The 23,060-nt window shown below is 69.1% G+C and carries 21 protein-coding genes; 5 read left to right on the top strand and 16 right to left on the bottom strand.

Annotated features, from left to right (window positions below):
• Positions 1-154: 154 nt before the first annotated feature.
• Positions 155-934 (top strand): FadR/GntR family transcriptional regulator, encoded by a 780-nt coding sequence (locus tag I6J71_RS23815; protein WP_204096723.1) that lies wholly within the window; start codon positions 155-157, stop codon positions 932-934.
• 71 nt (positions 935-1,005) lie between these two features.
• Here the strand turns inward: I6J71_RS23815 and I6J71_RS23810 are convergent, their stop codons facing one another.
• Positions 1,006-1,959, bottom strand: a complete 954-nt coding sequence (locus tag I6J71_RS23810) for a LysR family transcriptional regulator (protein ID WP_204096722.1) — start codon at positions 1,957-1,959, stop codon at positions 1,006-1,008.
• A 72-nt stretch (positions 1,960-2,031) separates the two neighbouring features.
• Between I6J71_RS23810 and I6J71_RS23805 the strand changes: the two genes are divergently transcribed.
• Positions 2,032-2,355, top strand: a complete 324-nt coding sequence (locus I6J71_RS23805; RefSeq protein ID WP_204096721.1) for a hypothetical protein — start codon at positions 2,032-2,034, stop codon at positions 2,353-2,355.
• Positions 2,356-2,358: 3 nt separating this feature from the next.
• Here I6J71_RS23805 and I6J71_RS23800 read toward each other — a convergent pair whose 3' ends face one another.
• From I6J71_RS23800 to I6J71_RS23790, 3 genes are all read right to left on the bottom strand, one after another.
• Entirely contained in the window at positions 2,359-2,988 is a 630-nt protein-coding gene (locus tag I6J71_RS23800; RefSeq protein ID WP_204096720.1) for a DUF5134 domain-containing protein, read from the bottom strand.
• 179 nt (positions 2,989-3,167) lie between these two features.
• Complete coding sequence (locus I6J71_RS23795) at positions 3,168-4,076, bottom strand: alpha/beta hydrolase (protein WP_204096719.1); 909 nt, start codon at positions 4,074-4,076, stop codon at positions 3,168-3,170.
• 48 nt (positions 4,077-4,124) lie between these two features.
• A complete protein-coding gene (locus tag I6J71_RS23790; protein ID WP_239155240.1) occupies positions 4,125-4,457 on the bottom strand; it encodes a cupin domain-containing protein in 333 nt (110 codons plus the stop codon).
• A 301-nt stretch (positions 4,458-4,758) separates the two neighbouring features.
• On the opposite strand from I6J71_RS23790, the gene I6J71_RS23785 reads away from it, so the two are divergent.
• Positions 4,759-5,961 (top strand): IS110 family transposase, encoded by a 1,203-nt coding sequence (locus tag I6J71_RS23785; RefSeq protein WP_239155238.1) that lies wholly within the window; start codon positions 4,759-4,761, stop codon positions 5,959-5,961.
• A 110-nt stretch (positions 5,962-6,071) separates the two neighbouring features.
• On the opposite strand, the gene I6J71_RS23780 is transcribed toward I6J71_RS23785, so the two are convergent.
• The 5 genes from I6J71_RS23780 to I6J71_RS23760 all read right to left on the bottom strand — a co-directional run bounded on the left by I6J71_RS23780 (position 6,072) and on the right by I6J71_RS23760 (position 12,908).
• The gene (locus I6J71_RS23780; RefSeq protein WP_204096717.1) at positions 6,072-6,896 is read right to left on the bottom strand and encodes a MoaF C-terminal domain-containing protein; all 825 of its coding nucleotides are present in this window, start codon (positions 6,894-6,896) and stop codon (positions 6,072-6,074) included.
• 61 nt (positions 6,897-6,957) lie between these two features.
• Positions 6,958-8,253 (bottom strand): cytochrome P450, encoded by a 1,296-nt coding sequence (locus tag I6J71_RS23775; RefSeq protein ID WP_204096716.1) that lies wholly within the window; start codon positions 8,251-8,253, stop codon positions 6,958-6,960.
• A gap of 28 nt (positions 8,254-8,281) precedes the next feature.
• Complete coding sequence (locus I6J71_RS23770) at positions 8,282-9,298, bottom strand: PDR/VanB family oxidoreductase (protein ID WP_204096715.1); 1,017 nt, start codon at positions 9,296-9,298, stop codon at positions 8,282-8,284.
• Between the two features lie 384 nt (positions 9,299-9,682).
• Positions 9,683-12,106 (bottom strand): LuxR C-terminal-related transcriptional regulator, encoded by a 2,424-nt coding sequence (locus I6J71_RS23765; RefSeq protein WP_204096714.1) that lies wholly within the window; start codon positions 12,104-12,106, stop codon positions 9,683-9,685.
• A gap of 85 nt (positions 12,107-12,191) precedes the next feature.
• Entirely contained in the window at positions 12,192-12,908 is a 717-nt protein-coding gene (locus I6J71_RS23760) for a PIG-L deacetylase family protein (RefSeq protein ID WP_239155236.1), read from the bottom strand.
• A 330-nt stretch (positions 12,909-13,238) separates the two neighbouring features.
• Here I6J71_RS23760 and I6J71_RS23755 point away from each other — a divergent pair, with 330 nt between their 5' ends.
• Positions 13,239-13,610, top strand: coding sequence for a hypothetical protein (locus I6J71_RS23755; RefSeq protein WP_204096712.1), 372 nt, complete (start codon positions 13,239-13,241; stop codon positions 13,608-13,610).
• 77 nt (positions 13,611-13,687) lie between these two features.
• Here I6J71_RS23755 and I6J71_RS23750 read toward each other — a convergent pair whose 3' ends face one another.
• From I6J71_RS23750 to I6J71_RS23735, 4 genes are read right to left on the bottom strand one after another with little or no spacing between them, the layout of a single operon-like run.
• Positions 13,688-14,695: an NlpC/P60 family protein gene (locus tag I6J71_RS23750; RefSeq protein WP_204096711.1), complete on the bottom strand. Its 1,008-nt coding sequence runs from the start codon at positions 14,693-14,695 to the stop codon at positions 13,688-13,690.
• A 7-nt stretch (positions 14,696-14,702) separates the two neighbouring features.
• Entirely contained in the window at positions 14,703-15,185 is a 483-nt protein-coding gene (locus tag I6J71_RS23745; RefSeq protein ID WP_204096710.1) for a poly-gamma-glutamate biosynthesis protein PgsC/CapC, read from the bottom strand.
• Positions 15,185-16,363 carry a poly-gamma-glutamate synthase PgsB gene (pgsB, locus tag I6J71_RS23740; RefSeq protein ID WP_204096709.1) on the bottom strand — a complete coding sequence of 393 codons (1,179 nt, stop codon included), beginning with the start codon at positions 16,361-16,363 and terminating at the stop codon, positions 15,185-15,187. The genes I6J71_RS23745 and pgsB overlap by 1 nt, the downstream gene beginning before the upstream one ends.
• Before the next feature lies 1 nt (position 16,364).
• Positions 16,365-18,833, bottom strand: a complete 2,469-nt coding sequence (locus I6J71_RS23735; RefSeq protein WP_204096708.1) for a HAMP domain-containing protein — start codon at positions 18,831-18,833, stop codon at positions 16,365-16,367.
• A gap of 202 nt (positions 18,834-19,035) precedes the next feature.
• Here I6J71_RS23735 and I6J71_RS23730 point away from each other — a divergent pair, with 202 nt between their 5' ends.
• Positions 19,036-19,950, top strand: a complete 915-nt coding sequence (locus tag I6J71_RS23730; RefSeq protein WP_239155235.1) for a hypothetical protein — start codon at positions 19,036-19,038, stop codon at positions 19,948-19,950.
• 13 nt (positions 19,951-19,963) lie between these two features.
• Here I6J71_RS23730 and I6J71_RS23725 read toward each other — a convergent pair whose 3' ends face one another.
• From I6J71_RS23725 to I6J71_RS23715, 3 genes are all read right to left on the bottom strand, one after another.
• Positions 19,964-20,596 (bottom strand): GAP family protein, encoded by a 633-nt coding sequence (locus I6J71_RS23725; RefSeq protein ID WP_204096707.1) that lies wholly within the window; start codon positions 20,594-20,596, stop codon positions 19,964-19,966.
• Between the two features lie 572 nt (positions 20,597-21,168).
• Positions 21,169-21,507, bottom strand: a complete 339-nt coding sequence (locus tag I6J71_RS23720; RefSeq protein WP_204096706.1) for a P-II family nitrogen regulator — start codon at positions 21,505-21,507, stop codon at positions 21,169-21,171.
• Positions 21,504-22,814, bottom strand: a complete 1,311-nt coding sequence (locus I6J71_RS23715; protein WP_204096705.1) for an ammonium transporter — start codon at positions 22,812-22,814, stop codon at positions 21,504-21,506. The genes I6J71_RS23720 and I6J71_RS23715 overlap by 4 nt, the downstream gene beginning before the upstream one ends.
• Positions 22,815-23,060: the final 246 nt, after the last annotated feature.

Genomic DNA, 23,060 nt, shown 5'->3' with positions numbered 1-23,060 from the left:
TGCCTCCTGGTTGTTCTCGTGCCCTTGTCTCCCGGTAGGTCTATTGGTTAGACCGAACGACGATACGACCATAAGGCGCCTTCCAGCTGCGGGTCAACCCTTGATCGGGCGCTTCGGCAGGGAGGTTTCCGTGGTCCTGTGAGAGGATCTGCGCATGGCACCAGCAGGGCGGGGTGGATCCGCGGCGGCTCCGCGGGCGGACAGCGGGCTGTTCGACGTCGTGTCGTCGAGCCGGATGTCGGAGGTCATCGTCGAGCAGATCCGCTCGCTCATCCGCGCGGACAAACTGCGTCCCGGCGATCGGCTGCCCAGCGAGCGCGACCTGTGCGACCAGATGGGCGTCAGCCGGGTCACCGTTCGCGAGGCGCTGCGCGTGCTGGAGGCGGCCGGCCTCGTCGCGATCCGGGTCGGCGCGCGCGGCGGCGCGTTCGTCACGACGCCCTCGTCGACCAAGCTCGGTGCGAACCTGGCCGACCTGGTGACCCTCTCGCCGATGACGGCACCGGAGGTCATCGAGGCCCGGCAGGTGGTGGAGCTCGGCATCATCGAGATGGTGATCGAGCGGGCGACCGAAGAGGACGTCGACGAACTGCGCGAGATGACACGCGAGCACCAGGCGGCCCTGAAGCGCGGTGAGTACAGCATGGAGATGTCGGCCGCGTTCCACGTCCGGGTGGCGAAGTGCGCCCACAACGCCGCCATCGAGATGCTGGTGCATTCGTTCCACGGCCCGCTGTTGATGTCGCTGCGCGAGGCCCAGGTCGCCGCGCCGCTGATGGGCCACCGGGGCACCAGCGAGCACCGCGAGTTCGTGGAGGCCATCGGCGCGCGGGATGCCGAGAAGGCCCGCGACATCATGGCCAAGCATCTCCGCCGTACTTCCCAGCGGATCGCGCGTGTGCAGGCTTCGCGTGAGAAGGGCAACGAAGACTAGACCTCCGGCGCGGTGCACAGCTCTGCGGAGATCGGCTGGCTCCGCGACGAGACCCCGATTGCGGCCGGACGCTAGCCGGCCGGCGTTCCCGCGCTCGTTTCCCCGGTCCACGGCACGCTCGGGTCAAGCTCGGCGGCCAGGCTGATGATCGCGTCGAGAACGGTGAGCACCTCTTTCCGCGGTTCGGAGCGGGTCGTGCGGTGGCGGGCGATCAGGGTGCGCGTCCCCAGGCCGGGCAGGTACACCGCTTTCACGCCTTCCGGCAGTGCTCCGCGCATCGCGAGCGCGGGCAGGATCGCGATGCCCAGACCGCCCGCGATCATCGACAGCGCGACGTTGTAGTCGTGGTAGCTGTGCAACGGGGGAGGTGCTGCCGGCAGCCCGCGGCGCGCTCGCTCGGTGACGGCGAGCGCCGCCGGCGCGTCCGGGTCGACGCCGAGCCACGGGAGGTGCTCCAGGTCGGCTGTGCTCACCGGATCGGCCATCGCGGCCGGCATGGCCACGAGCCAAGGTTCTTCGAGCACCGGAACGTCCCGGGTGCCGCGGGGCGCTGCGGTGTGCCCGTCCGGGTGCTCGGCTTCCAGGATGAGCACGTCCACCGCCCCCGACCGAAGTGCGTGCCGGGCCTTGTCACTGCCCATCTCCCGGACGAGGAGATCCAGCCCGGGAAACTGGTCCTGCAGCCGGTGCACAAGGGGGATCAGCAGCGTGCGGATGACCGTCTGGAACGCCGCGACGACGACGGTGCCGGTCACGTCTTCCCGCAGCGCCGCGAGGGCTTTGCGCGCGTCGGTGAGTTCGGCTTCGATGTGTTCGGCCGCTTCGGCCAGCACTCGTCCGGCGGGGGTCAGGACGGCGCCGCTGGGCTGGCGGTCCAGCACCGCCGTGCCGGTCGCCTCCTCGAGCCGGGCGATCTGCTGCGACACGGCGGACGGGGTCAGGTGCAGGACCTCGGCGGCCGCCAGCACGCCGCCGGCCCGGTGCACGGCCAGGAGCACGGCGAGCCGGCGCGGATCGATCTGCATTCAGCAGAGCTTAACCCCTGGAGCAGATAAGTTCGATTGCGCTGCACCCACATCGCCGGTCACCATGGCGGCATGGAGGAAATCTTGTCCCTGGCCACCCAACTGGCGGGGTGGGCGGGCGCCCTGGGTACCGCGGCGGCCTACGGACTCGTGTCGCGCCGATGGGTCGCACCGGACTCGGCCACGTTCCAGTCGCTCAACCTGTCGGGCGCCGCGCTGCTGGCCGTCTCGGCGGCGGCCAGCAGCTCGTGGCCCGCGGTCGCCGCGAACTCCGTGTGGGTCCTGATCAGCGTCCACGCTCTGGTGGGCGCGCGCCGCGTCTTGCGGCACCGGCGCGGTTCAGGGACTGATCATCTTCTCGCCGGCGAGCTTGCCGAAGCCCAACCGGTGGCCTGAGCCCTACGGCAGCACGGCGAACATGATGGCCATGCCCGCTGCCATCACCGCCTGCGCCGCGATACCGGCCTGCACCCGGCCCGGCGGAGACGGCGCGGTCCGTCGGCGCACGAAAAGCCACCACGACCACCCCGCCCCAGCGACAGCGAACGCGATGGTGAGCAGCCAGTTGAGCCCGGTGAAGAATGGCGGCGTACCGCCGGCGCCGGGTGCGGTCTCCATGGCGGGCATGTCCATGCCGGGCATCGACGACGAACCGTGCCGGCCATCGGCACTGGCGACGTCGTGCGGAGCCGGCAGGAGTCCGCCGCCCATCGCCGCGTACATCCAGGCCGTCGCCAGCATCATCATCACGTGATAGGCGTTGGCCCGACGGTGTTTTGCGCGGCCTACGGAGACCGCGAGGAACCAGAGGGCCGCCAGCAAGAAGAACAGCAGAGGGCCGGTTGCCGCCAGGCCGGCGCCGCCCGGCCAGGCCATCACGGCCATCGCGATGGCCATCAGAGCCTGCAGCGAATTTCCGACGAGGTCCGTCGGCGGAAGGCGGCCGGCGGCAATGCAGTACCCGCGTTCGGTCGCGCTGATGACGAAAAGGGCGGTGACGATCCAGCGCAGCAAGAGATCCTGGATCATGACGCGGCGGACTGTGCGGGTGTGTGGTTCACCTCAGTGGGCCTTTCACGGGCAAGCGGTCTGGCGGCGGATGCCTTCAGAGCCGAGGCGGTTGGTGCTTCCGGTCGCGCTGGACCGTCGGTCGCGCGGCTTCGCGGTAGCAGACGGAGCTCCCGGAAGCCGCACGCCGACACCGAGTTTCAGCCGATCGCACGGCCGACGTGCGCTGCTATCGCCTCGTACATCCGGCGGATCACCTCGGTCTCGTTGGTCATGATGTCGTAACCGTGGTCGACCCCGGGCACCTCGATGTATTCGGCGAGTGCGCCGGCGGCTTCGAGCTTGTCCGCGTACCGCTTCGCTTCATCGCGCAGCCGGTCGAACTCCGCGGTGATGACGAGCGCCGGTGCGATGCCCTCGATGCCGGCGGCGTTGTCTCCCCATGCCGGCGAGACGAACCGGTGGCGGCGCCGCGCGCGATCGGGCACGTAGGCGGTGTCGAACACCTCGCACAGCCAAGGCTGCAGGACTGCTTTCGGGCCCAGCGGCGACCGCTTCCGTGAGGGCGGGGTCACGATGTCGAGGGGCGGGTAATGCAGAACCTGCAACGAAATGGCGGGCCCGTCGTTCTCCAGCGCCATCCGCGACACGGCCGCCGACAGGTTGCCTCCCGCGCTCTGGCCGCCGACGCACAACCGGGTGCCGTCCCAGTCACGCTCCGGTCCCGACGCCCACCGGACCACGTCGTAGAACTGTTCGACGGGGGTGGGAAACCGGTTGTGCGGGGCCAGCGCGTAGTCCGTGTTGAGCACGACGACATCGGCATGGGCGGCCAGGAAACGGCACCAGGCGTCGTCCTGTTCCCGGCGTCCCACGACGAAGCCGCCGCCGTGGGCATTCACGTAAACGCCGGGCGTGCCGGTCGGTGACGGGGGGAAGTAGATCGTCGCATCGACCGGACCGTGGCGCGTTTCGACGCTGATGTCGCGTGTACTGATGGTGATTTCGGCGAACCGGGGTTCGCTCGCGGGGTGGATCGCGGCGTTGATCTTGGCGGCGAACCTGCGGGCGACGATGTCGGCCACCGGCCGTCGCGACAGTACTGACATGGATCCTCGTTTCGATTCGATCGCCCGGGCGTCTGGTCGCGACGGCGGTCAGCCCTGGTGCCGGCGCGCGCTGGGGTGCCGCAGGTGATCGCGAGCCACGATCTCCTCCGGTTCGAGCATGGTGATCATTTCCACCCCAGGAGCGCAGACGCACACCGCGACGAACCGGGTCCAAGCGTGCGGATCCAGATTCACGACCTGGTAGTGCACGACGTCACCACCCGGTTCCCAGAACGCCTCGCCCGCAACGATTTCCCGGGGTTCTTCGCCTTCCAGCTCGAAGAGGATCTTGCCCTCCAGCACATAACCGAACACCGGTCCGGAGTGGCGGTGCGGCGCGAGTCCCGGGTCGGCCGGCGGGAGTTCGACGAGCTGGGTCATCGCGTGCGATCCCTCGGGAATCGCGGGTGGAGTGGCGCAGAGGAGATCGGTGACCTTGACGTTGCCTTTGGCCAACATGGCGTGTGTCCTACCTTCTTTGTTGGGTCTGAACTGGTCATTCGTAGGATCGGTGGGCCCTGGGGCTCCGGGTATGGCTTGCATGGCGTCGCCGTTGGCAAGGCTGAAAGGACTTGGCCGCCCGGTCCCTCGCGACGACTCGACCGCTAATTGGGATACGCGTTGATCGCTGTGTAGGACATCGTCGGCGTGGTCGTCTGTGGGTGAACTGTTCTGGTGAGTGATGGAGGTGGTCGTGCCCCGAATCTGGGCCGGCGTGGACATCGGCAAGGAACACCACCACTGCGTGGTGATCAACGACGACGGAGAACGGCTGTTGTCCCGGCGAGTCCAGAACGACGAAACTGAACTGCTGAACCTGATCGCCGACGTCGCGGCCGTCGACACCGACGTGCTGTGGGCAATCGACCTGAACACCGGCGGTGCCGCGCTGCTGATCGGCCTGCTGGTCAACCACGGTCAAGAACTGGTCTACATCACCGGGTTGAAGGTCCACCGCGCCGCCGGAACCTACCGAGGCGAGGGCAAGACCGACGAGAAAGACGCGTTCGTCATCGCCGATCAGGCCCGCGTCCGCCGCGACCTCGGCCCGCTGCGGGCCGGGGACGAACTCGCGGTTGACCTGCGGACCCTGACCAACCGGCGCACCGACCTGGTCTGCGACCGCACCCGGGCGATCAACCGGATCCGCCACCAGCTGCTGGAGTACTTCCCCGCGCTGGAACGCAGCCTCGAGTTGTCCCGCAAAGGACACCTGGTGCTGCTGACCGGCTACCAAACCCCGGACGCGATCCGGCGTCTGGGCGAGCAACGCCTGATCCACTGGCTGCACAACCGCAAGGTCCGCAAAGCCGACACGGTCGCCCACGCGGCGATCGAAGCCGCCGCCGCGCAACAAACCACGCTGCCCGGGCAGAAACTCGCTGCCGCGATGGTCGAACGGCTGGCCAAGCCGGTGATCGCCCTCAACACGGAAATCGCCGAGATCGACGCGATGATCGAGGAGCGATGTCGCCGGCACCGCTACGCCGACGTGATCCTCACCCTGCCCGGGTTCGGCCCGACCCTCGCCGCGGAATTCCTCGCCGCTACCGGCGGGGACATCGCCGCGTTCGGCTCGGTCGACCGTCTCGCCGGCTACGCCGGGCTGGCTCCGGTTCCCCGCGACTCCGGCCGGATCCGCGGCAACCTCAGGCGGCCTCGCCGCTACCACCGCGGTTTGCTGCGGGCCTGTTACCTCGCCGCCTCGGCCAGCCTGCCCGGCTGCCCGATTTCCAAGGCCTACTACCGGCGCAAACGCGCCGAAGGCAAACGACATGAACAAGCGCTGCTCTGCCTCGCCCGCCGACGCCTGAACGTCCTGTGGGCCATGCTCCGCGACAACGCCAACTACCACGCCTCACCCCCGATCCCAGCAGCAGCGTGACTTGACAATCCCCATTGGGAAGTCCTTTCAGGAGGTTGTGGATCGCGCGAGCGCGAGGTGCGTCCGCGGCGGTTGTCGGTGTCGGTCAGTGGGTGTGGTGTACCGGCCGGTCAGGAGGGATCGTGTTCCTGCACCGGGTGACCGAGGAGTTCGCCCACCGCGCCGAAGGTGAAGTGGGTCGGCGATTCACCGGTCTCGTCCAGCCCGAAGACGGCCCCGTACGATCGCGGGGACGCGGTGTCGCGGAGATCGGCGATGGTGACCGATGCGCAGGGGATCACCTTTTCCCGGGAGGTGAAGACGTAGATCCCCGGGCGTATCCGGTAGGTCGTACACTCCTCGGTGCCGGCCAGGCCGGCCGCGGGCCCCGCCAGGCAGCGCCAGTTGTACGAATGCGGTCCAACGTAGACGTGCTCGTAGCTGTGTTCGGCGCTGTAGGCCCACCGCACTCGCCGACCCACAAGGGCGGTCGTGGGTGCCGGCTCCGGTTCGCGCGGCTCCAGTCCCTCGATGTGGCCGGGCAGGAAGGTGTGGCGCACCCTGGTCCGGTCTTCGCTCGCAGCTCCGATCGTGCTCACGACGGCGAGACTGCGTCCGCGGTCGAAGTCGAGGACGAGGCTGACCGCGGTGTCGGGCACGTCCTCACGGTGGTGGAACTGTGTGTACACCAACCCTTCCGCGACGTCGAAGGCTTCGTAGTCGTCCCGTCCGGAGACCACGGGGTGCGGGTCGTCGGCTCCCGGCTCGTAGCTCCATTCGACGGTGGTGGTGCCGAAACGATGCGACACCCAGCTGCCCTGCGAGTTCGTGAACACGATCTCGCGGCCGGCCACACTGCTCGACGTGGCGGCCTTGTAACCGTCGAACCCCGGCGCGAGCCGGTCCAGGGACGGCCAGGCCCTGGTGTCCGAGAAGTCGAGGGAGTCGGTGGTCATGCGTGTCTTCTCCGTTCGCGGCGTTCGGGAGAGCCGGCGAGCGCTGGGCGCGCCACGCCGTTCAGGCGAGGACGGGGTTCTTTTCGACGTCCCAGCTGACGTGCAGTGACGCCGGACCTCGGAACGAGGTGTTCGGAACGTAGTGGAACTCCTGCTGGTCAAGAGTCAGGTGCGGCAGGCGTCGCGTCAGTTCCTCCAGGTAGATGATCATTTCGAGGCGGGCGAGGTGGTTGCCCAGGCACATGTGCGTGCCCGCACCGAAAGCGATGTGCGCCTTGGCGTCCCGGTCGAGGTCGAATCGCTCGGGATCGTCGAACACCGCGTCGTCCTGGTTCGCCGACGCGATCACCATGAGGATCTTGCCGCCCGCGGGAATGGTCACGTCGCCGACCTGCACGTCTTCCTTCGCGACCCGGCGCCAGGCAGCAACCGAGGGGTTGAGGCGCAGGCACTCCTCGACCGCCGCGGGGATCAGGGACGGCTGGGCACAGAGGCGATCCCACTGGTCGCGGTTCCTCAGCAGGGTCACGATCGCGTTCGCGGTGGCGTTCGTCGTGGTTTCGTGGGCCGCCATCGCGCCGCCCATGACGTTCGTCTGCAGCCAGGTGTCGGAGATGACGTCCGGGTGCTCGCGCTGCATCTTGATCGCGTGGCCCAGCCACCCGGGCGGATCGTCGAGTCCCTTGAGTTTCCCGATGACGCGCTCGCCCATCGCCCAGAACTGGCCCAAGCCGTCGGCGGCACGCACCTGCTCCTCGGCGGCCGGTCGTCCCCAGACGAATTCGGTCATGGACGTGGCCAGCTTGCGCACGGTGTCGACGTCTTCTTCGGGAATCCCCAAGAACTGCAACGCGACGAGACACGGGATGTCCCACAGCATGTCGGCGACGAGATCGGCGTGGCCCCGTTCGATGATGCGGTCGATGTAATCGTTCGTCGTCTTCCGGATGTAGGGTGCGAGCGGGTCGATCCGGTCGGGCATGAAGGCCGGAGCGTTCAGCCGGCGGTACTGCCGGTGCTGGGGCGGGTCGGAATCCGCGAGGACGGGGCAGGGCGCGAAGTCGTACTTCTCGAGCTGTGCCTGTGCCTCCTCGGAGGGCGGCGTGACGGGCGTCAGGGTGATGGCCGCCGAAAACCGGTTGAACTGGCTGAAGACCGATTTCACGTCTTCGTGCCGCGTCACGACCCAGTAGTCCGAGTCGGCGTTGTAGAACACCGGTTGACTCTCGCGCGCCCACGCCAGCGAGGCTCCCGGGTTCTCCTGGTATTCACGGCCGAAGAACGAGAATCCGGCGGCGGTATGGGCGACCGGGCACCCCGTCGGTGGTTCATTGCTGCTGGTGACGGCGCTGTCCATGGGCGGCTGTCCTTTCTTCGGTGGGCCATCAGAGGTCGAGCCGGAGCTGGGGACACGCGGCTCTGCTGATGCAGATCATCAACGTGCTGTTCTCCCGCTGCTCCGCGGGACTGAGAACTGAATCGCGGTGGTCGACCAGGCCCGACACGATGTTCGTTTCACAGGTTCCGCACGTGCCCTCCGAGCACGAGAACGGTGCGGGTATGCCGGCCGCCCGCGCGGCGCCGAGAATCGACTCATCCGGTCCGACCGAGACGGTGATACCGCTTCGCACGAATTCGACTTCGAAGTTGTCGAGGGCGGGTACGTCCGCGGGGGTTTTGGGAGTGAACCGCTCCAGGTGAATCCGGTCCACGAGGTCACGCTCGGCGGCGATCGCCTCCACCGCGCACAGCAGGCCTTCCGGGCCGCAGACGTAGACCTCGGTACCGGGCGTGACACCGCCGAGGATGCGAGCGAGATCGAGGCGGCCGTGGGTGTCCTCCGGAACCAAGGTCACGCCGTCGTGGTGCGTCTGTTTCAGGTCATCGGCAAACGCCATGTTGTGCCGGCTGCGGCCTCCGTACACCAAGGACCATTCGGCTCCTGCTCGATCGACGGACTCGATCATCGGCAGGAGCGGGGTGATGCCGATTCCTCCGGCGATGAACAGGTATCGCGGTGCTTCGACGAGGGGAAAGTTGTTGCGTGGCCCTCGGATCGCGATGCATTCGCCTTCGCGCAGTTCGTGGTGGACACGTGCGGAGCCACCCCGGCCGTCGGGTTGGTACAGGACGCTCACTTGCCACGAACGGAGGTCACCGGGTTTGCCGCACAGGGAGTACTGCCGGACGAGGTCCGGTCCGAGGACGAGGTCGATGTGCGCACCCGGCGTCCACTCGGGAAGCTCTCGGCCGTCGGCGCGGACGAGAGTCAGCTGCGTGATCGTGCCGGTGATCGCCGTCTTCGCCTTGACTTCCACCGCGAGGCCCTCGCCTGCCTGGTTTTCGGTGTCCGCCCAGCGAGGCCGGTGAACGGAGTGTCCGGCCGCGAGATGCGATGCCATGGGGACTCCTTCGGATTTCGCCGGATGCCCCGACGCGGACTCTGCTGCGCCAGCCCACGTCGGCAATTCGTTGGACTCGTGTGTCGCCGCCTGGCGGTCCCCGTAATCTTCGCCACGGTGGGACCACGCACATGGGGGAGATCACGGGAGGGGATACGGAAGCTGCGGAGGTCCGTACCGGGTGCCGACCGCGGTGCCCGCGACAGACCGGCTCTGAACTGCTACGTCTGATAATGCAACGATAAGGTGGTAGATGGGTGGCTGCGGCTTCAAGCGCGAGGAGCTACCCGACCACCGGGTGCGGACGACTGCACCGAATCCACCGGACGGCGGTTGTCAAGGGGTCGAATCCGGTCCGTTTCGTGCCGCGATTTCGTCGTCCGGTCAGAGGGACTGCCCGGCGTACCACGAAGCGATCTGGCTGCGCGAGCCGAACCCCAGGCGCGTCATGATGTTGTCGATGTGGCTCTCCACCGTTCGCACGGAGATCACCAGAGCCGCTCCGATCTGGCGGCTGGTCAGCCCCTTTGAGATCAGGGCCGCGATCTCTTGCTGCCGACTGGTGAGTACCGGTGGCTGGTTCTCGGGAATCGCATCGGCGCATCGTTGCGCCAAGGCGTAGGCGATGATTTCCGCCGGGGATCGCTTCGCTCCCGCCTGCAAGGCTGTCGACAGCGCGCGGGGCGTCATGGCCCGCTCAAGCCGGCCGAGACAGGCGGAGTGGTAGCCGGTGAGTTTCGGTCCGAACGCGACCAGTTCCGTACCCGTGCGTTGCCACAGGCTTCGAGATGCCCCGATCAACTGTGCCGCGCGCTCGAACTCACCGGTCGATCCCGCTATCCAGGCGAGGAGCTCGGTCATCAGAGCGGTGCCCAGCGACGGATCGAAGGCGCAGTGATCGCGAAGCGCGTCGAGCGCGGTCGCCTGCGCCGCGGCGAAGTCGCCTCGCAGCCAGTGGTCCAGGCCTCGGCTCCACTTCAGGTAAGAGCGCGCCCACCGTTCGTCGCGGTGGTGGCACACGGCCAGCGCCGATGCGCTGACGGCCAAGGCGTCTTCGCTGCGGCCGCCCAGGGAAAGCACGACGGCGTATTCGAAGGACGCCATCAGCCATTCGGCCGTTTCGCCGACGTCGGCCAGCTCTCGCAGTGCGGCCTCGAAGTGCCGCTCGGCCTCGGTCAGGTCGCCGCGAAGCTGGGCGGCGAGTCCCCGCAGGCCGAGGCAGTGGGCCGCCGCCTCAGCGAGGTCAAGCCGCTGTGCCGCTGCTTCACACTCGTCTAGACGCCGTGCTGCCACCTCGTGGTCGCCTTGGAGCAGGCACACCCTGGCCGCGACCCACAGCGCTTTCACCCGGGCCGGCGTGGGCGCTCGGTCACCGCCGGGTGCCTCGAGCGCTTCGTCCGCCCAGGCGCGACCCTCGGCCAGGTATCCGTCCGCGTACCAGCGGTATCGCAGGCCGGCGATCAGCTCGAGCTGGTCATTGTCGCCGGGGGCGGCGGTTTCGAACGCGGCTCGGAGATTTTCGCGCTCGACGCGCATCCACTGGGCCGCGGAGGCTTGGCCGGGTCCACACCAGGTACGGGCCAGCTCATTGACCACGTCGAGGAAGTACCGGCGGTGGCGGCCGCGGAAGCACTCCGAGTGCCCCGTCAGGGCGAGCACCTCTGCGCCGTACGCCCGGATGGTTTCCAGCATCCGGAAGCGCGTCGACGATTCTTGGCCTTCGACGTCGAGGACTGACTGGTCCACGAGGGAGCTCAAGAGATCAAGCGTGGGCGTCGGGGGCTGGTCGCTGTCCTCGGCGGATCCGTCGCCGCACACGCCTTCGGCCGACTTCAGGTCGAAACTCCCCGCGAACACGGACAGGCGGGCCCACAGATCGCGTTCCGGTTTCGTGCAGAGTTCGAAACTCCAGTCCACGAGCGATCGGAGGGTCTGCTGGCGCGGTGCGGCCGACCGGCTTCCCATGGTGAGCAGCCCGAATCGGTCGGTCAACCGTTCCAGGATCTGGTCGAGCGAAAGAATGCGCATCCGGGCGACCGCCAGTTCGATCGCGAGCGGAATTCCCTCCAGCTGAATGCACAACCGCGCCGCCGCAGCAGCATTGCGTTCGGTGAGGACGAAACCGGGGGAGGCAGCCTCTGCGCGTTCTTGGAGCAGCCGGATCGACTCGAACTGGGGCAAGGATTCGACGCTGACCGGCTCCGCGTCATCGGGCACGGTGAGCGGAGGTACGGGATAGCGGAATTCTTCTGTCACCGCCAGGCACGTGCGGGTGGTTACGAAGATTCGGATCGAGGGCGCGTGTCGCAGAATTTCGTCGACCAGCGCCGCGGCCCCGCCGAGTACGTGTTCGCAGTTGTCGAGGATGAGCAGGAGCTCGCGATCGCGGAGGTAGTCGATGAGCTTCGCGGTGGCGTCACGATTCGACTGGTCGGCGATGCCCAGCGCGTGGATGACTGCGGCCGGTACCTCGCCTCCGTCCGAGACGGCGGCCAATTCGACGAAGTACACGCCGTTTTCGAAGAGGTGGTTCACGTCGTCGGCGACTTGCAACGCCAATCGGGTCTTGCCGACTCCGCCTGGCCCGATCAAGCTCACCAGCCGTCCGCCCGCCAAGCGGTCGCGGATCTCCTTGCGTTCCTGACGCCGGCCGATGAAGCTGGTGGCGGTGAAGGGAACGTTGCCGCTGCGAGCTCTCGCCTTTGCCACGACACCTCCCTGTGTCTGCTGAACGATCAGCGGGACTGCTCCCTCCGCTGCCTGATCGCCGGCCCCGCTCATGATGGGGTCGAACTCGAGGGTGGTCAACCTGCCGAGCTCGCGCACCGCAGGTGGCGACGCGGGCCGAAGCGGGCCGTCAGCCGCTCGACGACGCGCTCGACGACCTCCCCCGTCAGAGCTCGAGGACCTCGGCGGCGACGGCGAAGCGCACGCCGAGCCGCAGGCCCGCTTCGCTCCCCGCGGACTCGAGGAAATTCCTCGGATCGGCCATCTCGCCCGAGCCGAGTCCGCGCAGGTATTCGGTGTGAGCGCTCAGGGAAGCGACACCCTGCTCGAGGAAGTCCGTCGTGTCGATGCCGTGGGTTGCTTCGGGGCTGTTGGTCACGATGATCTGGCGTGCCTGCCACGGTTGCAGGCCTTCACCCACCAACTCGCGGAACACCCAGCGATTGCCCGCGTCCCGGACGCCGTCCAGCACGGCCCGGCCCAGCGCGAGGTGATCCGCGTGGTTCGGGGCGCCGGAAGCCCAGCGATTGTGGTAGTTACCGGTCACAATCACGTCGGGCCGATGCCTGCGGATGGCGCGGGCGATGTCGCGCCGAAGCCCGAGCCCGTATTCCAGGACACCGTCGGGATGACCGAGGAACTCCACGGTGCCGACGCCGACGACAGCCGCGCCCGCGCGCTCTTCGGCCTCGCGAACCGGCCCGGCGACGTCGGGCTCCATGGTGTCGATGCCCGCTTCGCCGCTCGTCGCGAGGCAGTAGACGACGCGCTTGCCCTGGGAGGTCCAGCGCGCGACGGCTGATGCCGTGCCGTATTCGAGATCGTCCGGGTGCGCGGCGAACGCCAGGGCGGTCGACCACGATTCGTCGAGCGGCAGCAGCATTTGCGACATCTCGGCATCTCCTCACTGTGCGCGTCGGGAAAGCCCACCTTAGCGACGGCGGACCACGCCGCGTCCATCGCCGGGGAACGCCGTCACCGGCCCTTCGGCAGCGGATGCCGGGTCGATCGTGCCGCTCCCCGTCGTGCGTGGTCCGCGGCTGGAGCGAGGTGGAGTGAGGGGCGGTGAGCGACCAGGATACGGGGGGCTTCTGACGGTCTTCTGCCGGAATTCCGTGAGCCAGCGTGAGCGTGGGTGCCCGATCGCGACGGTGCTCGCCCGCCTCGCGCTGGCCGCCGGGTTTCGCTCCGCCGTCGCCGATCGGTTCGGCTGGTGGGGACCGCGCACACCGCGTCCGTCGTGTGGGGCGACTTCGCCGCTTACACACACAACCTCGCGCCCCACCTGCCCGGCGGGCTCCTCGACGCCGCCGTGTGGGTGGCGACCGCCGCGGAATCGTTGCTGGGCCTGACGTTGCCGGCCGGCGTTGCCGTGCGCTGGTCCGCGCGGGCCGGCGCGGCGCTGCTGCTGGTGTTCGCGGTGTCGATGGCCCTGTTCCTGGGCTGGGAAGCGCCGCTGAGTGCCTCCGTCTTCGCCGCCGCGGCTGCCGTCCCGCTGCCGGCCCTCTCGCCCGTCCACGCCTTCGCCTCAGCTTCGACCGTCTCTTCGCAACGAGCCGGAACGATCAGCGGTAGCGCGTTGTAGTCCGGTCGGTGTGGGGATTCCCGAAACGCGCGAGCTTACGGTGCCGGCGTGATCCCCGGGTAACCGTCCGAACGGGATCAGAGCCGCTTGGCGGCGCGGAATGCCTTGGCGTACGTCCCTGAACCGTCGATCAGGGACACGCCGCCGGCGTCGCCGAAGGTCGGGCCGTTCGCGACCTTGCGGCTGGACAGGACGCGGCGGTGCCCGTCGCTGTCGATGCCCAGGTAGATGCCCGTGTGCGACACCTTCGGCCCGAGCTGCGGCTCCAGGTTGAAGAACAGGATGTCGCCGGGCTGCAGCTCGCTGAAGTTCGTGACCTGCTTCTTCTCGTCGTGGATCACCTCCGTGCCCGGGCCGAGTTCGGAGAGCGCCCACGCCCGCCGGGGCAGGCCCGGGCCCTCGGTGTTCGTGCCGAGCAGGGGGTACCCGGAGCGGTAGCCGTAGACCATGCGGACAAACCCGGAGCAGTCCAGCGACCGCGCCCGCATCGGCTCCGCATTCTCGTGCACGCCACCGGGAAAGTCCCAGTCGACGCCGAGGTAGTCGTAGAAGTCGGACTTCTCCAGCCGGCCTTCGGCGCTGTCGGGGCCGAAGCTGGCGTCGCCGCCCACCCGCAGGCTCTTGGCCATCCGGTCGGCGGCGCCGTCGGTGTACTGCAGTGCGATGGCGAGGACGTCCGGAGAGGTGTCGCCGACGGTCTTGGGCAGCCAGTCGGTGAACCACTTCTGCTTTTCCGCGCCCGCCTGCCACTCCTGCGGAGCCAGGCGGATCCAGGCGGTGGAGGTCACCGACACCTTCGTGAACCGCGGCTCGGTGAAGGTCCGGCTCGGACCGGTGAGCATCACCGTGCGCGACCCGTCGGTGAAGGACGCGAGCTGGACCCCCGCCGAGTCGCGCACGACCGTCCGGGGTGGATTGTCCAGCCGCTCGTAGGTGTAGCCGCCGGTCAGCGCGGCACCGGCCGAGACGGAGGACGCCGACACCGCCATGATCTGGTTGTCGTCCCGGGTCGCCACGTAGACCGCGGCCGTGCCGGAAACCGCGATGATCGCGGCCAGCACCCCGATTCGCATTGCCTTGCGCATCAGCACCTCACACCGTGGGGACCAGGCCGACCAGCACACCGCTGATCAGGATCGCGTAGCTGGCGACGCTCACTCCACCGGTGGCGATGATCGTCGCCACCGGCTTCTGCCGGACGAGCTGGTACGCCACCAGCCCGGGCACGACGAAGCCGAGCGTCTGGTGGACGAACAGCAGCGGGAAGTCGGCCTGCAGCACGATGAGCAACGTCGTCTGCAACACGACGCCGAGCAGGACCACCGCCGCGAACAGCCGCTTGCCGTAGAGGATCACCATCCGCTGCAGGAGTTTCGTGCCGCCGTAGGTCAGCGCGGTCATGAGGACGATGATCGCCGCCCGCCGGTAGTCCTCCACCATCGTGAGCGCGATCCAGCCGGGCGTGATCATGCCACCGGGGGAGAGGTTCGTGGTGAGGTAGCAGACCAGCGAGAACAGCAGGCCGATGGCGAGCCCCACGGTGGCGACCTCGGGGGCGAGGGAGGTGGTCAGCATCAGGCGACGGGTTCCAGTTTCGCGAGTTCATCCAGGAGCAATTCCCCCTGGCCGTGGATGTTGCCGATGGCGACCAGCGACGCCTCCGGCTCCGTGCCCCTGACGATGCCGCGCAGCAGGTCCCGCGGGGTGCGTGCACCGCCCAGGTCGACCACGCGGTCGTGCCACTCGGCGGGGATCGCGACGCGGGCGCTGCGTGTGGGCTCACCGATGAGCACGACGCGGCGCGGAGCGATGCGGGGCACGAGCGCGCCCATCTGGCCGTTGCGTTCGACGCGGTCCGGGCGGCAGTTGATGATCACGTGCAGCGGGTCCGAGATCGCGCCCTGACGGCGCAGCTGGTCGATGTTCATCATGGTGGATTCCGGGTCGTTCGCGGCGAACACGTTGGCGAAGCGAAGCAGCCGCCGCCCCGCCCGGTACTGGTGCACCTGCAGCACACCCGGATCCGGCGGCGCCGCCCACATGCCCTCGAGGGCGGAGGTGCGGTTGACCTTCAGGAGGTCGGCCACGGCCAGCGCGATCGCGACGTTCTCCTTGAAGGTGATCCAGCTGAAGCCGCGCATCTCCTCGTCGGTGACCGACTCCGGGTCGACGGCGATGAGTTCGCAGTTCCGCTTCGCCGCCTCCTCCTCCAGGATGTGGAGCCGGTCGCGCTCCGCGGTCAGGCAGATCCCGCCGACCGGCATCGAGCGGCTCAGCGAGCGGGCGACGTCGTCGAGCGTCGGGCCCATCTCCGCGAGGTGGTCTTCGCGGACGTTGCACAGCACGCCGATGTTCGAGCGGATCAGCTTGCTCTGGTTGATCTCCTGCAGGTCCGGCATCACCGCCATGCATTCGATGACCAGCGCGTCCGGCCGGTACGCGGCGGCCCGGCGCACGATGCCGATCTGCTCGACGACGTTGGCGATGCCGAACTTGCGGTAGACCGGTTCCTCACTCCCGTCCGGGTGGATGAACCGCGCCGCGGTGCCGGTGGTCTTCGCCGTGGTGACGAGCCCGCCGCCCCTCAGGGCGCCCGCGCACAGCCGGGTGATCGACGACTTCCCGCGGATGCCGTTCACGAGCACCCGCGTCGGGATGCTGTGCAGGTGCTTGTAGTGCTGCCGTTGTTCGTTGATTCCCGCGATCAGCAAGGTCGCCGACGCCAGCAGCAGCACGAGGTACAGGAACAGCACGTCAGACTCCGGCTTCGTCCAGCCAGCGCAGGTAATCCCGGCGGGCCTGCTCCTCCGCGGTCAGGGCGCGGGCCGACGGCGGGTTCTGCGTGCGCGGCTGAGCTGCCGGGAGCTGCTGCCGCACCGGCGGCCGCCGCTGCGGTCCGGTCGGCTCACGACGCCGTTCGTCGCGCGGCGGCCCCGATTCGCCCCGGTCGCGGTGGTCGGTCCGGGCCGGCTTGCGAGCCGGAGCCGGTTCCGGCTGCGCGGCCCTCGCCTTGCCCCGCCGCGGGCCGGGTTCGCGGCGGACGCGCTGGAACAGTTCGGTCTTGTCCGTCGCCGCGCCGGCCGGACGGCGGACCTCACCCAGGCGATCCGCGCCTTCGGCCAGCGCTTGCCGGCAGATCTCGACGCACGAAGCGATGGTGCCGATTTCGTCGTGGCGCTGCGGGTAGACGACGTCGCCGGTGTCGCCGGCGGCGATGCGGGCTGCGGCGTCCCCGACGCGGCGCAACGGCCGTACGACGATCAGCAGGTGCCAGCCGAACAGCAGCAGCGCGACGACGGCGACTAGCAGTGCCGCCACGCGCGCGCCGTCGCGGACGGTGTTGTCCGCGAGACCGAGCGAACCGATCGGCTGTTCGGCGACGACAACCCACTTCAACGAGGCGGTGGTGCCCCCCGCCGAGAGCTGCTGTGCCGCGACGAGTGATGCGGACGTCGTCTCGCGGGCGTCCTTTCCGGACTGCGCCGCGTCCACGTTCTTGACCAGAGCTGGCTCGGTGAGCGGGGCGAAGGCCAGGTAGCCCTGGGTGTCGGCGATGGTGCGCTTCCCTTCGTCGACGACGCGCACGCGGCCGCCCGCGGAGCCGAGCAGCTCGGCCATGCGCGGCACGTCGTACTCGCCGACGAGGGTGTTCGCCGAGCCGGGCAGCGGGGTGAACGCGTAGACGACCGGGACGCGGCCGCTGGTGTTGTGCTGGCGCAGACCTTCGCCGGCGGGCAGTTTCCCGGGCTCGCGCAACGACTCGCGCCCGGCCTGGAGCACCACGCGGCCCTGCGCGTCGGCGACGTAGACGCTGCGGAAGCGGCTTTCGCTGTCGGCCAGCTGACCGAGCATGCCGCGCACTTGATCCGGCTGCTTCCCCGCGGCCAGCCGGGCGAGCGAGCGCAGATCGGTCAGGCCTTCGGCGAGGCTTCGGCGCAGGGTGTCAGCCGAACGCGCGACGCGAACCCCGTGCTCGCTGAGCAGCGCCGGTGAAACCTCGGCGTGCTGCCGGCCGAGCGTCGCCGCCACGGCACCCGACCACCCGAGCAACGCGAGCGAGACCGCGACGATCACGAACTGCGCAGAGAGCAACGGCCGCACACGCGCCGCCGGCTTCCGCCGCCGCAGCTTGGCCCGGCAGCGCTCGACGGCGGTGGTCACCCGGTTGACCTCGCGGATCCGCGACTGCCGGACGCGCCCGGCGAGCACGCCCGACGCAACGGCGAGCGCGTCGGTGCGCAGGCGCCGGACCGGTGCGACGATCGCGCGGCGCAGCAGCAGGAAACCGGCCAAGGCCAAACCGAGGAGTGCCGCCGCCGGGATCAGGCCGGGCCAGCGGGCGGGCACCGGCTCGACCGGCACCCGGCTGAGGGACACCACGGACAGGCCGAGGGTCCCGCCTATCTCGTCCGAGGTCACCGGCGCGTAGGTGACGACCGGGGCCGTCGGCCGGGCGGGCTCACCACCGGCGTCGCCGGTGAGCACACCGGACTGGCCCGCGGCGGCCGCCTTCGCGGCGCGGGTGAGCAGATCCCGCGCCGCGGTGTCCTGCTCGGATACCGCGGTACCGAGGGAGTGCAGGACGGTGCCGTCGGTGGTGACCAGGCGGACCTGCTGCCGCGCCGTTTTGTTCAGATCTCCGGCTGTTTCGCGCAGCGCCGCCGAAACGACGAGGAGCCGTCCGGCTCGGGCGCCGCCGAGTGGGAACGCGGTGAGCACGAGCGGGGCGCCACCGGGACGGGCGACCGGGCGAAGGGTCAGCTTGACGACCGCGACCCCGCGCAACGTCTCCACGGGTACCGGCTCGCCGTGGGCCGCGAGGACCTTGTTCTTCGCCGGGTCGTACAAGGCCGTGCCGCGCCAGTCCGGATAGGTCTCGCCGAGCCGGGTGAGCAGCGCGGCGTCGTCGGCCGTGTCGAACACGCCGGAACTGGCGGCGACCTGCAGATCGTCCGCAACCGAGGAGGCCGAAGTCGCGGCGCTCTGGGCGAGCGCGGTGGTCGCCCGTTGCTGGTCGGCGGCGACCTCGCCCGAAACCGCGCCCGCGGCGTCGTTCGCGTGGATCAGCGCCAGCGGCCCGGCCGTCGAGAGGTAGACCGCCGTGAAGAGGGCGACCAGCACCAGCAACACGAAGGTGGTCGCCGACGCGACCCCGGCCCCGCGCGGAAAACCCGCCTCGGGGATCTGATCGCGTAGTCGCGCAGCACGGTCGGCGGAGTTCATCGGCCGGTTCACCTGGTCTCCCGAGGCCCTTTCAGTCGCTCGATCCGACAGGATCGCCGGCCTTCCGGCCGTTCGCGGAACATTTCCACCCATTCGGGTTTCATGAACGTATCAACGAAACCGACAGTAGCGTTACAAGGCTGCTGGTCCCGGCAAACGGGGGCAATGCTGGCGGGTGGAAGGAATCCGTACACTGCATGCGGTGATCAGGTCGCGCCGGACGTTACTCAGTGTGGTCGGTGTCGTCCTTGCCTTGGCTTTGGCGCTGACCCTCCTGCTGATGCCCGCAGCCGGGCCGGCCCCCCAGACATCCGGGCCGGTGCCGGGGACCGGTCTGGACACGCTGGTCACGGAGTTCACCGCAGCACTGTCCGCGGACCAGGCGTACCGCCCGCCGAAAGCCGGTGAACGGCGGACGGCCGCCGCGGGCCTCACCGCGCTGCTCGACCGCCGGGACGGTGGTGACTTCCGGAAACTCGGCTTCTCGGTTCAGGACCGCGTCGACGCGGCAACCGGGCGGTCGTACACGATCGCGACGAACGAGCCGGGCACCGAGCGTGCGTGGGGGATGTACGTGATCGACCGCTCGGCGCCGCCGTCGCTGGTCGTCGAGGTGCCGCACCCGGGGTTCGACTTGCGGACGGAGCTGTTCGGCGTGGACCTGTTCCGGCGCGTGCCCGGCGCGGTGCTGCTGGTCGCGGGGGCGCACCGGAAGGCCGATGACAGCCACGCCGACGTCGCCCACGAAGAGGACTCGGTGTTCCACGTCATCGCCGCTGCGCTGGCAGCCCGCGGGCTGACCCAGGTGCAACTGCACGGCTTCGACGACCAGAACCTAGCGTCGACGGACATCGTGCTGTCGTCGGGCGCCGCCGCCGCCGGCGGTGCCGCTCACCGTGCTGCGGACCGGCTGACGGCGGCCGGCTTCGCCGTGTGCCGCGCCTGGGCAGACCGGTGCACGGGCCTGGAGGGCGCCACGAACGTCCAGGGAAAGGCCGCCGCCGAGAACGACACGGGGTTCCTGCACGTCGAGATGAGCCGCACCGTCCGCGATTCACCGCAACACCGGGAACAGGTCGTCGGCGCTCTCGTGGATGCTGATCCGGGCAAGCCGTGACCGTTGCCGGCGATCACGCGAGGTGCGCGATGCCCGACGCGATGAGGTAACCGCCGAACCCGGCCGCCACGACGACGATGATGGTGCGGCCGTGTTTCGCCAGCCAGGTGTTCACGACCGTGACCCAGCGGATCGTCGGCTCCGGCCAGATGGCGTGGGCGATGATCGGTATCTCGATCAGCAGCATGTAGATCACGGCGACGAGGATGATGCTCAGCACCGTCACCACCAGGCTGCTGTGCATCTTGGCGACGGCGTGCAGCGAAGCCAGGTACAGCGCCGTCGGCGTGTACATCAGCAGGCCTATGCCCAGCAACCCGATCACGCCGATCTCACGGCGCTTCTTGGCGGCCTTGGGCCCGCGTGGCGGCCGGAAGTGGACCACCACGGCGAAGGCCACCAGCACGATCCCGATGGTGAGGTCGATCCAGGCCGGCACGGTGCGGTGCTTGGTGCTCTCGGCTCCGCTGCTCTGCAGGAGGAACACCGAGAGGAAGCCGAAGCCGAGGGTGATGAACGCGGCGCCGGCCAGGAAAATCAGGGCCCGTTTCCGGGGGTGCGGGTTCACCAGCAGGAACGCGATGAACAGCAAGGCGGGCGGGTAGATCGCCGCACCGAGCGCGGCGGGAACCGCTTCGGACAACATCGCCCTCCGCCACCTCCTCTTGTCCTCGTGCAGTGCGACCGGATGGGTTCATCAGTGCCCGCAGGTGGCCCCAAGAGGGTGTCGGGTGCGCGGATCTCCTTATGGCGGCGCTCGTCCGACTCTGGTGGCAGCCGCGCCACGTGGTGCGATCGGGCTCTTCGTGGTGTGGGATTTCCTCTCCGTGACGACGGTGTGGCTCTTCGGCTCTCGGGGGCCGGAAAGCCGAGCCACCTTGCCCTCCACGGTCGTGCCGGCGGACGTCATCGGTGCGCCGCCCGATGCTGCCGGTGGGTGCGCTGACGCACCCACCAGTGCCAGGCTCGACGCGGCGGATCGCTCATGACATCACCCGGTACAGGTGACGTGTACGCCCCGGTCGGGCGGAGGGTGCCGCACCGCGCGGGCTCGATGAGCCGGTCGCCGGCTGCCGGCGTGGGCCGCCAGCCGGTCCAGAGCGGCGCGGCCGCCGCTGTTCGTGCTTGATCCAGCGGCCGGAGATCGTGTACCCGGCATGGTACGGAGTGTCCACAATGGATCGAACAGCGGCACCTCGCCGCTGAACCCGGGCCGGGCTACAGCGCGTCGGGTCCGCGTTCGCCGGTGCGGACGCGGACGACGGTCTCCACCGGCGTCACCCAGATCTTGCCGTCGCCGATCTTGCCGGTGTGCGCGGTCTCCCGCACCGTACGCAGCACGTCGTCGACCTGGTCGTCGTCAAGGAGGATCTCCAGCCGGTACTTCGTGATGAAATCGATCGTGTACTCGGCGCCCCGGTAGAGCTCGGTGTGCCCCTTCTGCCGGCCGTAGCCGCGGACCTCGGTGACCGTCATCCCCGCGATGCCGAGTTCCTGCAGGGCAACCCGGACGTCGTCCAGCACGAACGGTTTGACGACGGCGGTCAACAGCTTCATCGAGTCTCCTCGCGCGCCGGCCGGTGCGATCCCAGGATGCCGGCGGGCGCGTTCCCCCGGCGTCCGGATTGGACTGCCAGCTCGTACGCGCCTTCGGCGTGCTCGGCCTCGTCGACACCGTCGATCTCAGCCTCGCGGTCGAGCCGGAATCCCATGAACTTGTGCATGACCCAGCCGATCAGGAAGGTCACCACCAGCGAATACCCTAGTACCGCGAACGTCCCGGCCGCCTGGCGCCACAGCTGGTCCAATCCGCCGCCGTAGAGCAGGCCGTCGACGCCGTGCGGATCCACTCCGACGGTCGCGAACAGGCCGATCAGCAGCGTCCCGACCAACCCGCCGAGGCCGTGCACCGCGACCACGTCCAGCGCGTCGTCGAACCCGAACCGGTACTTCAGGCCCACCGCGAACGAACACACCACCCCCGCCACCGCGCCGATCGCGATCGCGCCGATCGGTTCGACGTAGGCGCACCCGGGGGTGATCCCCACCAGCCCGGCCACCGCGCCGGACGCGGCGCCGAGGGTGGTCGGTTTCCCGTCGCGGAACTGCTCGACGAGCAGCCAGCCCAGCACCGCGGCCGCGCCCGCGACGGTGGTGTTCAAGAACGAAGTGGCGGCCAGGTTCTTCGCCGCCAGCGCGGAGCCGGCGTTGAAGCCGAACCACCCGAACCACAGCAGACCGGCGCCGAACATCACGAACGGCAGGTTGTGCGGCCGGGCGGCCTGTTTCGGCCAGCCGTGCCGGCGGCCGAGCACGATCGCCAGCGCCAGCGCGGCGGCCCCGGAATTCACTTCGACGACGGTGCCGCCCGCGAAGTCCAGCACGTGCAGCTTGGTCGCGATCCACCCGTCGGGGGCGAACACCCAGTGCGCCACCGGCACGTACACGAGCGTGACCCACACGACCGAAAACACCGTCCAGGTCCAGAACCTGGCGCGCTCGGCGATCGCGCCGGCCAGCAGCGCCACCGTGATCACCGCGAACATCATCTGGAAGGCGACGAAGGCGAACAGCGGCACCTTGTTCCCCGCCGGTCCCACCGTCTGCTCCGCGACCCCGTGCAGGCCGGCCAGCCGCAGATCGCCGAGCAGCCCGCCGAACCAATCGGTGCCGAACGCGAGCGCATACCCGTAGCTCACCCAGATGAGGCCGACGGTCGCGAGGCAGATGAAGGTCATCGCCATCACGTTCAGCACGCTGCGGGCGCGGACCATCCCGCCGTAGAACAGCGCGAGCCCCGGCGTCATCAGCATCACCAGCGCCGCGCTGACGAGCAACCACGCCGTGCTTCCGGTATCCACCACGCTCGGACTCTCCTCGTCTCACCAGCAGCCAGCCGCAGGAAGCTAACCGGGCGGTGTTACGGGCGTGTTTCCGTGGTGAGTCCGCCACCTACCCGCAATCAGGCAAAACGGCCGAATCGGAACAATGGCGCTTCGGATCCGACACCCTGCCGTGGACTGTCCAGAGAGGACAGAACAGAAGACGCGCACCGGCCAACGGGGGCGTTGCGGGTGGGAGCACGAAGACCCCCGGTGAGTGGGCGGATG

The sequence above is a fragment of the Amycolatopsis sp. FDAARGOS 1241 genome, assembly GCF_016889705.1.
Lineage (GTDB): Bacteria > Actinomycetota > Actinomycetes > Mycobacteriales > Pseudonocardiaceae > Amycolatopsis.
The sequence above is the reverse complement of the archived record's forward strand: the minus strand, read 5'-3'. Positions and strand labels throughout refer to the sequence as shown.

What these genes read in the sequence shown, in the direction of transcription:
- I6J71_RS23815 (WP_204096723.1), top strand. Translation starts at nt 155, where the DNA reads ATGGCACCAGCAGGGCGGGGTGGATCCGCGGCGGCTCCGCGGGCGGAC.
- I6J71_RS23810 (WP_204096722.1), bottom strand. Translation starts at nt 1,959, where the DNA reads ATGCAGATCGATCCGCGCCGGCTCGCCGTGCTCCTGGCCGTGCACCGG.
- I6J71_RS23805 (WP_204096721.1), top strand. Translation starts at nt 2,032, where the DNA reads ATGGAGGAAATCTTGTCCCTGGCCACCCAACTGGCGGGGTGGGCGGGC.
- I6J71_RS23800 (WP_204096720.1), bottom strand. Translation starts at nt 2,988, where the DNA reads ATGATCCAGGATCTCTTGCTGCGCTGGATCGTCACCGCCCTTTTCGTC.
- I6J71_RS23795 (WP_204096719.1), bottom strand. Translation starts at nt 4,076, where the DNA reads ATGTCAGTACTGTCGCGACGGCCGGTGGCCGACATCGTCGCCCGCAGG.
- I6J71_RS23790 (WP_239155240.1), bottom strand. Translation starts at nt 4,457, where the DNA reads ATGACCCAGCTCGTCGAACTCCCGCCGGCCGACCCGGGACTCGCGCCG.
- I6J71_RS23785 (WP_239155238.1), top strand. Translation starts at nt 4,759, where the DNA reads ATGGAGGTGGTCGTGCCCCGAATCTGGGCCGGCGTGGACATCGGCAAG.
- I6J71_RS23780 (WP_204096717.1), bottom strand. Translation starts at nt 6,896, where the DNA reads ATGACCACCGACTCCCTCGACTTCTCGGACACCAGGGCCTGGCCGTCC.
- I6J71_RS23775 (WP_204096716.1), bottom strand. Translation starts at nt 8,253, where the DNA reads ATGGACAGCGCCGTCACCAGCAGCAATGAACCACCGACGGGGTGCCCG.
- I6J71_RS23770 (WP_204096715.1), bottom strand. Translation starts at nt 9,298, where the DNA reads ATGGCATCGCATCTCGCGGCCGGACACTCCGTTCACCGGCCTCGCTGG.
- I6J71_RS23760 (WP_239155236.1), bottom strand. Translation starts at nt 12,908, where the DNA reads ATGCTGCTGCCGCTCGACGAATCGTGGTCGACCGCCCTGGCGTTCGCC.
- I6J71_RS23750 (WP_204096711.1), bottom strand. Translation starts at nt 14,695, where the DNA reads ATGCGCAAGGCAATGCGAATCGGGGTGCTGGCCGCGATCATCGCGGTT.
- I6J71_RS23745 (WP_204096710.1), bottom strand. Translation starts at nt 15,185, where the DNA reads ATGCTGACCACCTCCCTCGCCCCCGAGGTCGCCACCGTGGGGCTCGCC.
- I6J71_RS23735 (WP_204096708.1), bottom strand. Translation starts at nt 18,833, where the DNA reads ATGAACTCCGCCGACCGTGCTGCGCGACTACGCGATCAGATCCCCGAG.
- I6J71_RS23725 (WP_204096707.1), bottom strand. Translation starts at nt 20,596, where the DNA reads ATGTTGTCCGAAGCGGTTCCCGCCGCGCTCGGTGCGGCGATCTACCCG.
- I6J71_RS23720 (WP_204096706.1), bottom strand. Translation starts at nt 21,507, where the DNA reads ATGAAGCTGTTGACCGCCGTCGTCAAACCGTTCGTGCTGGACGACGTC.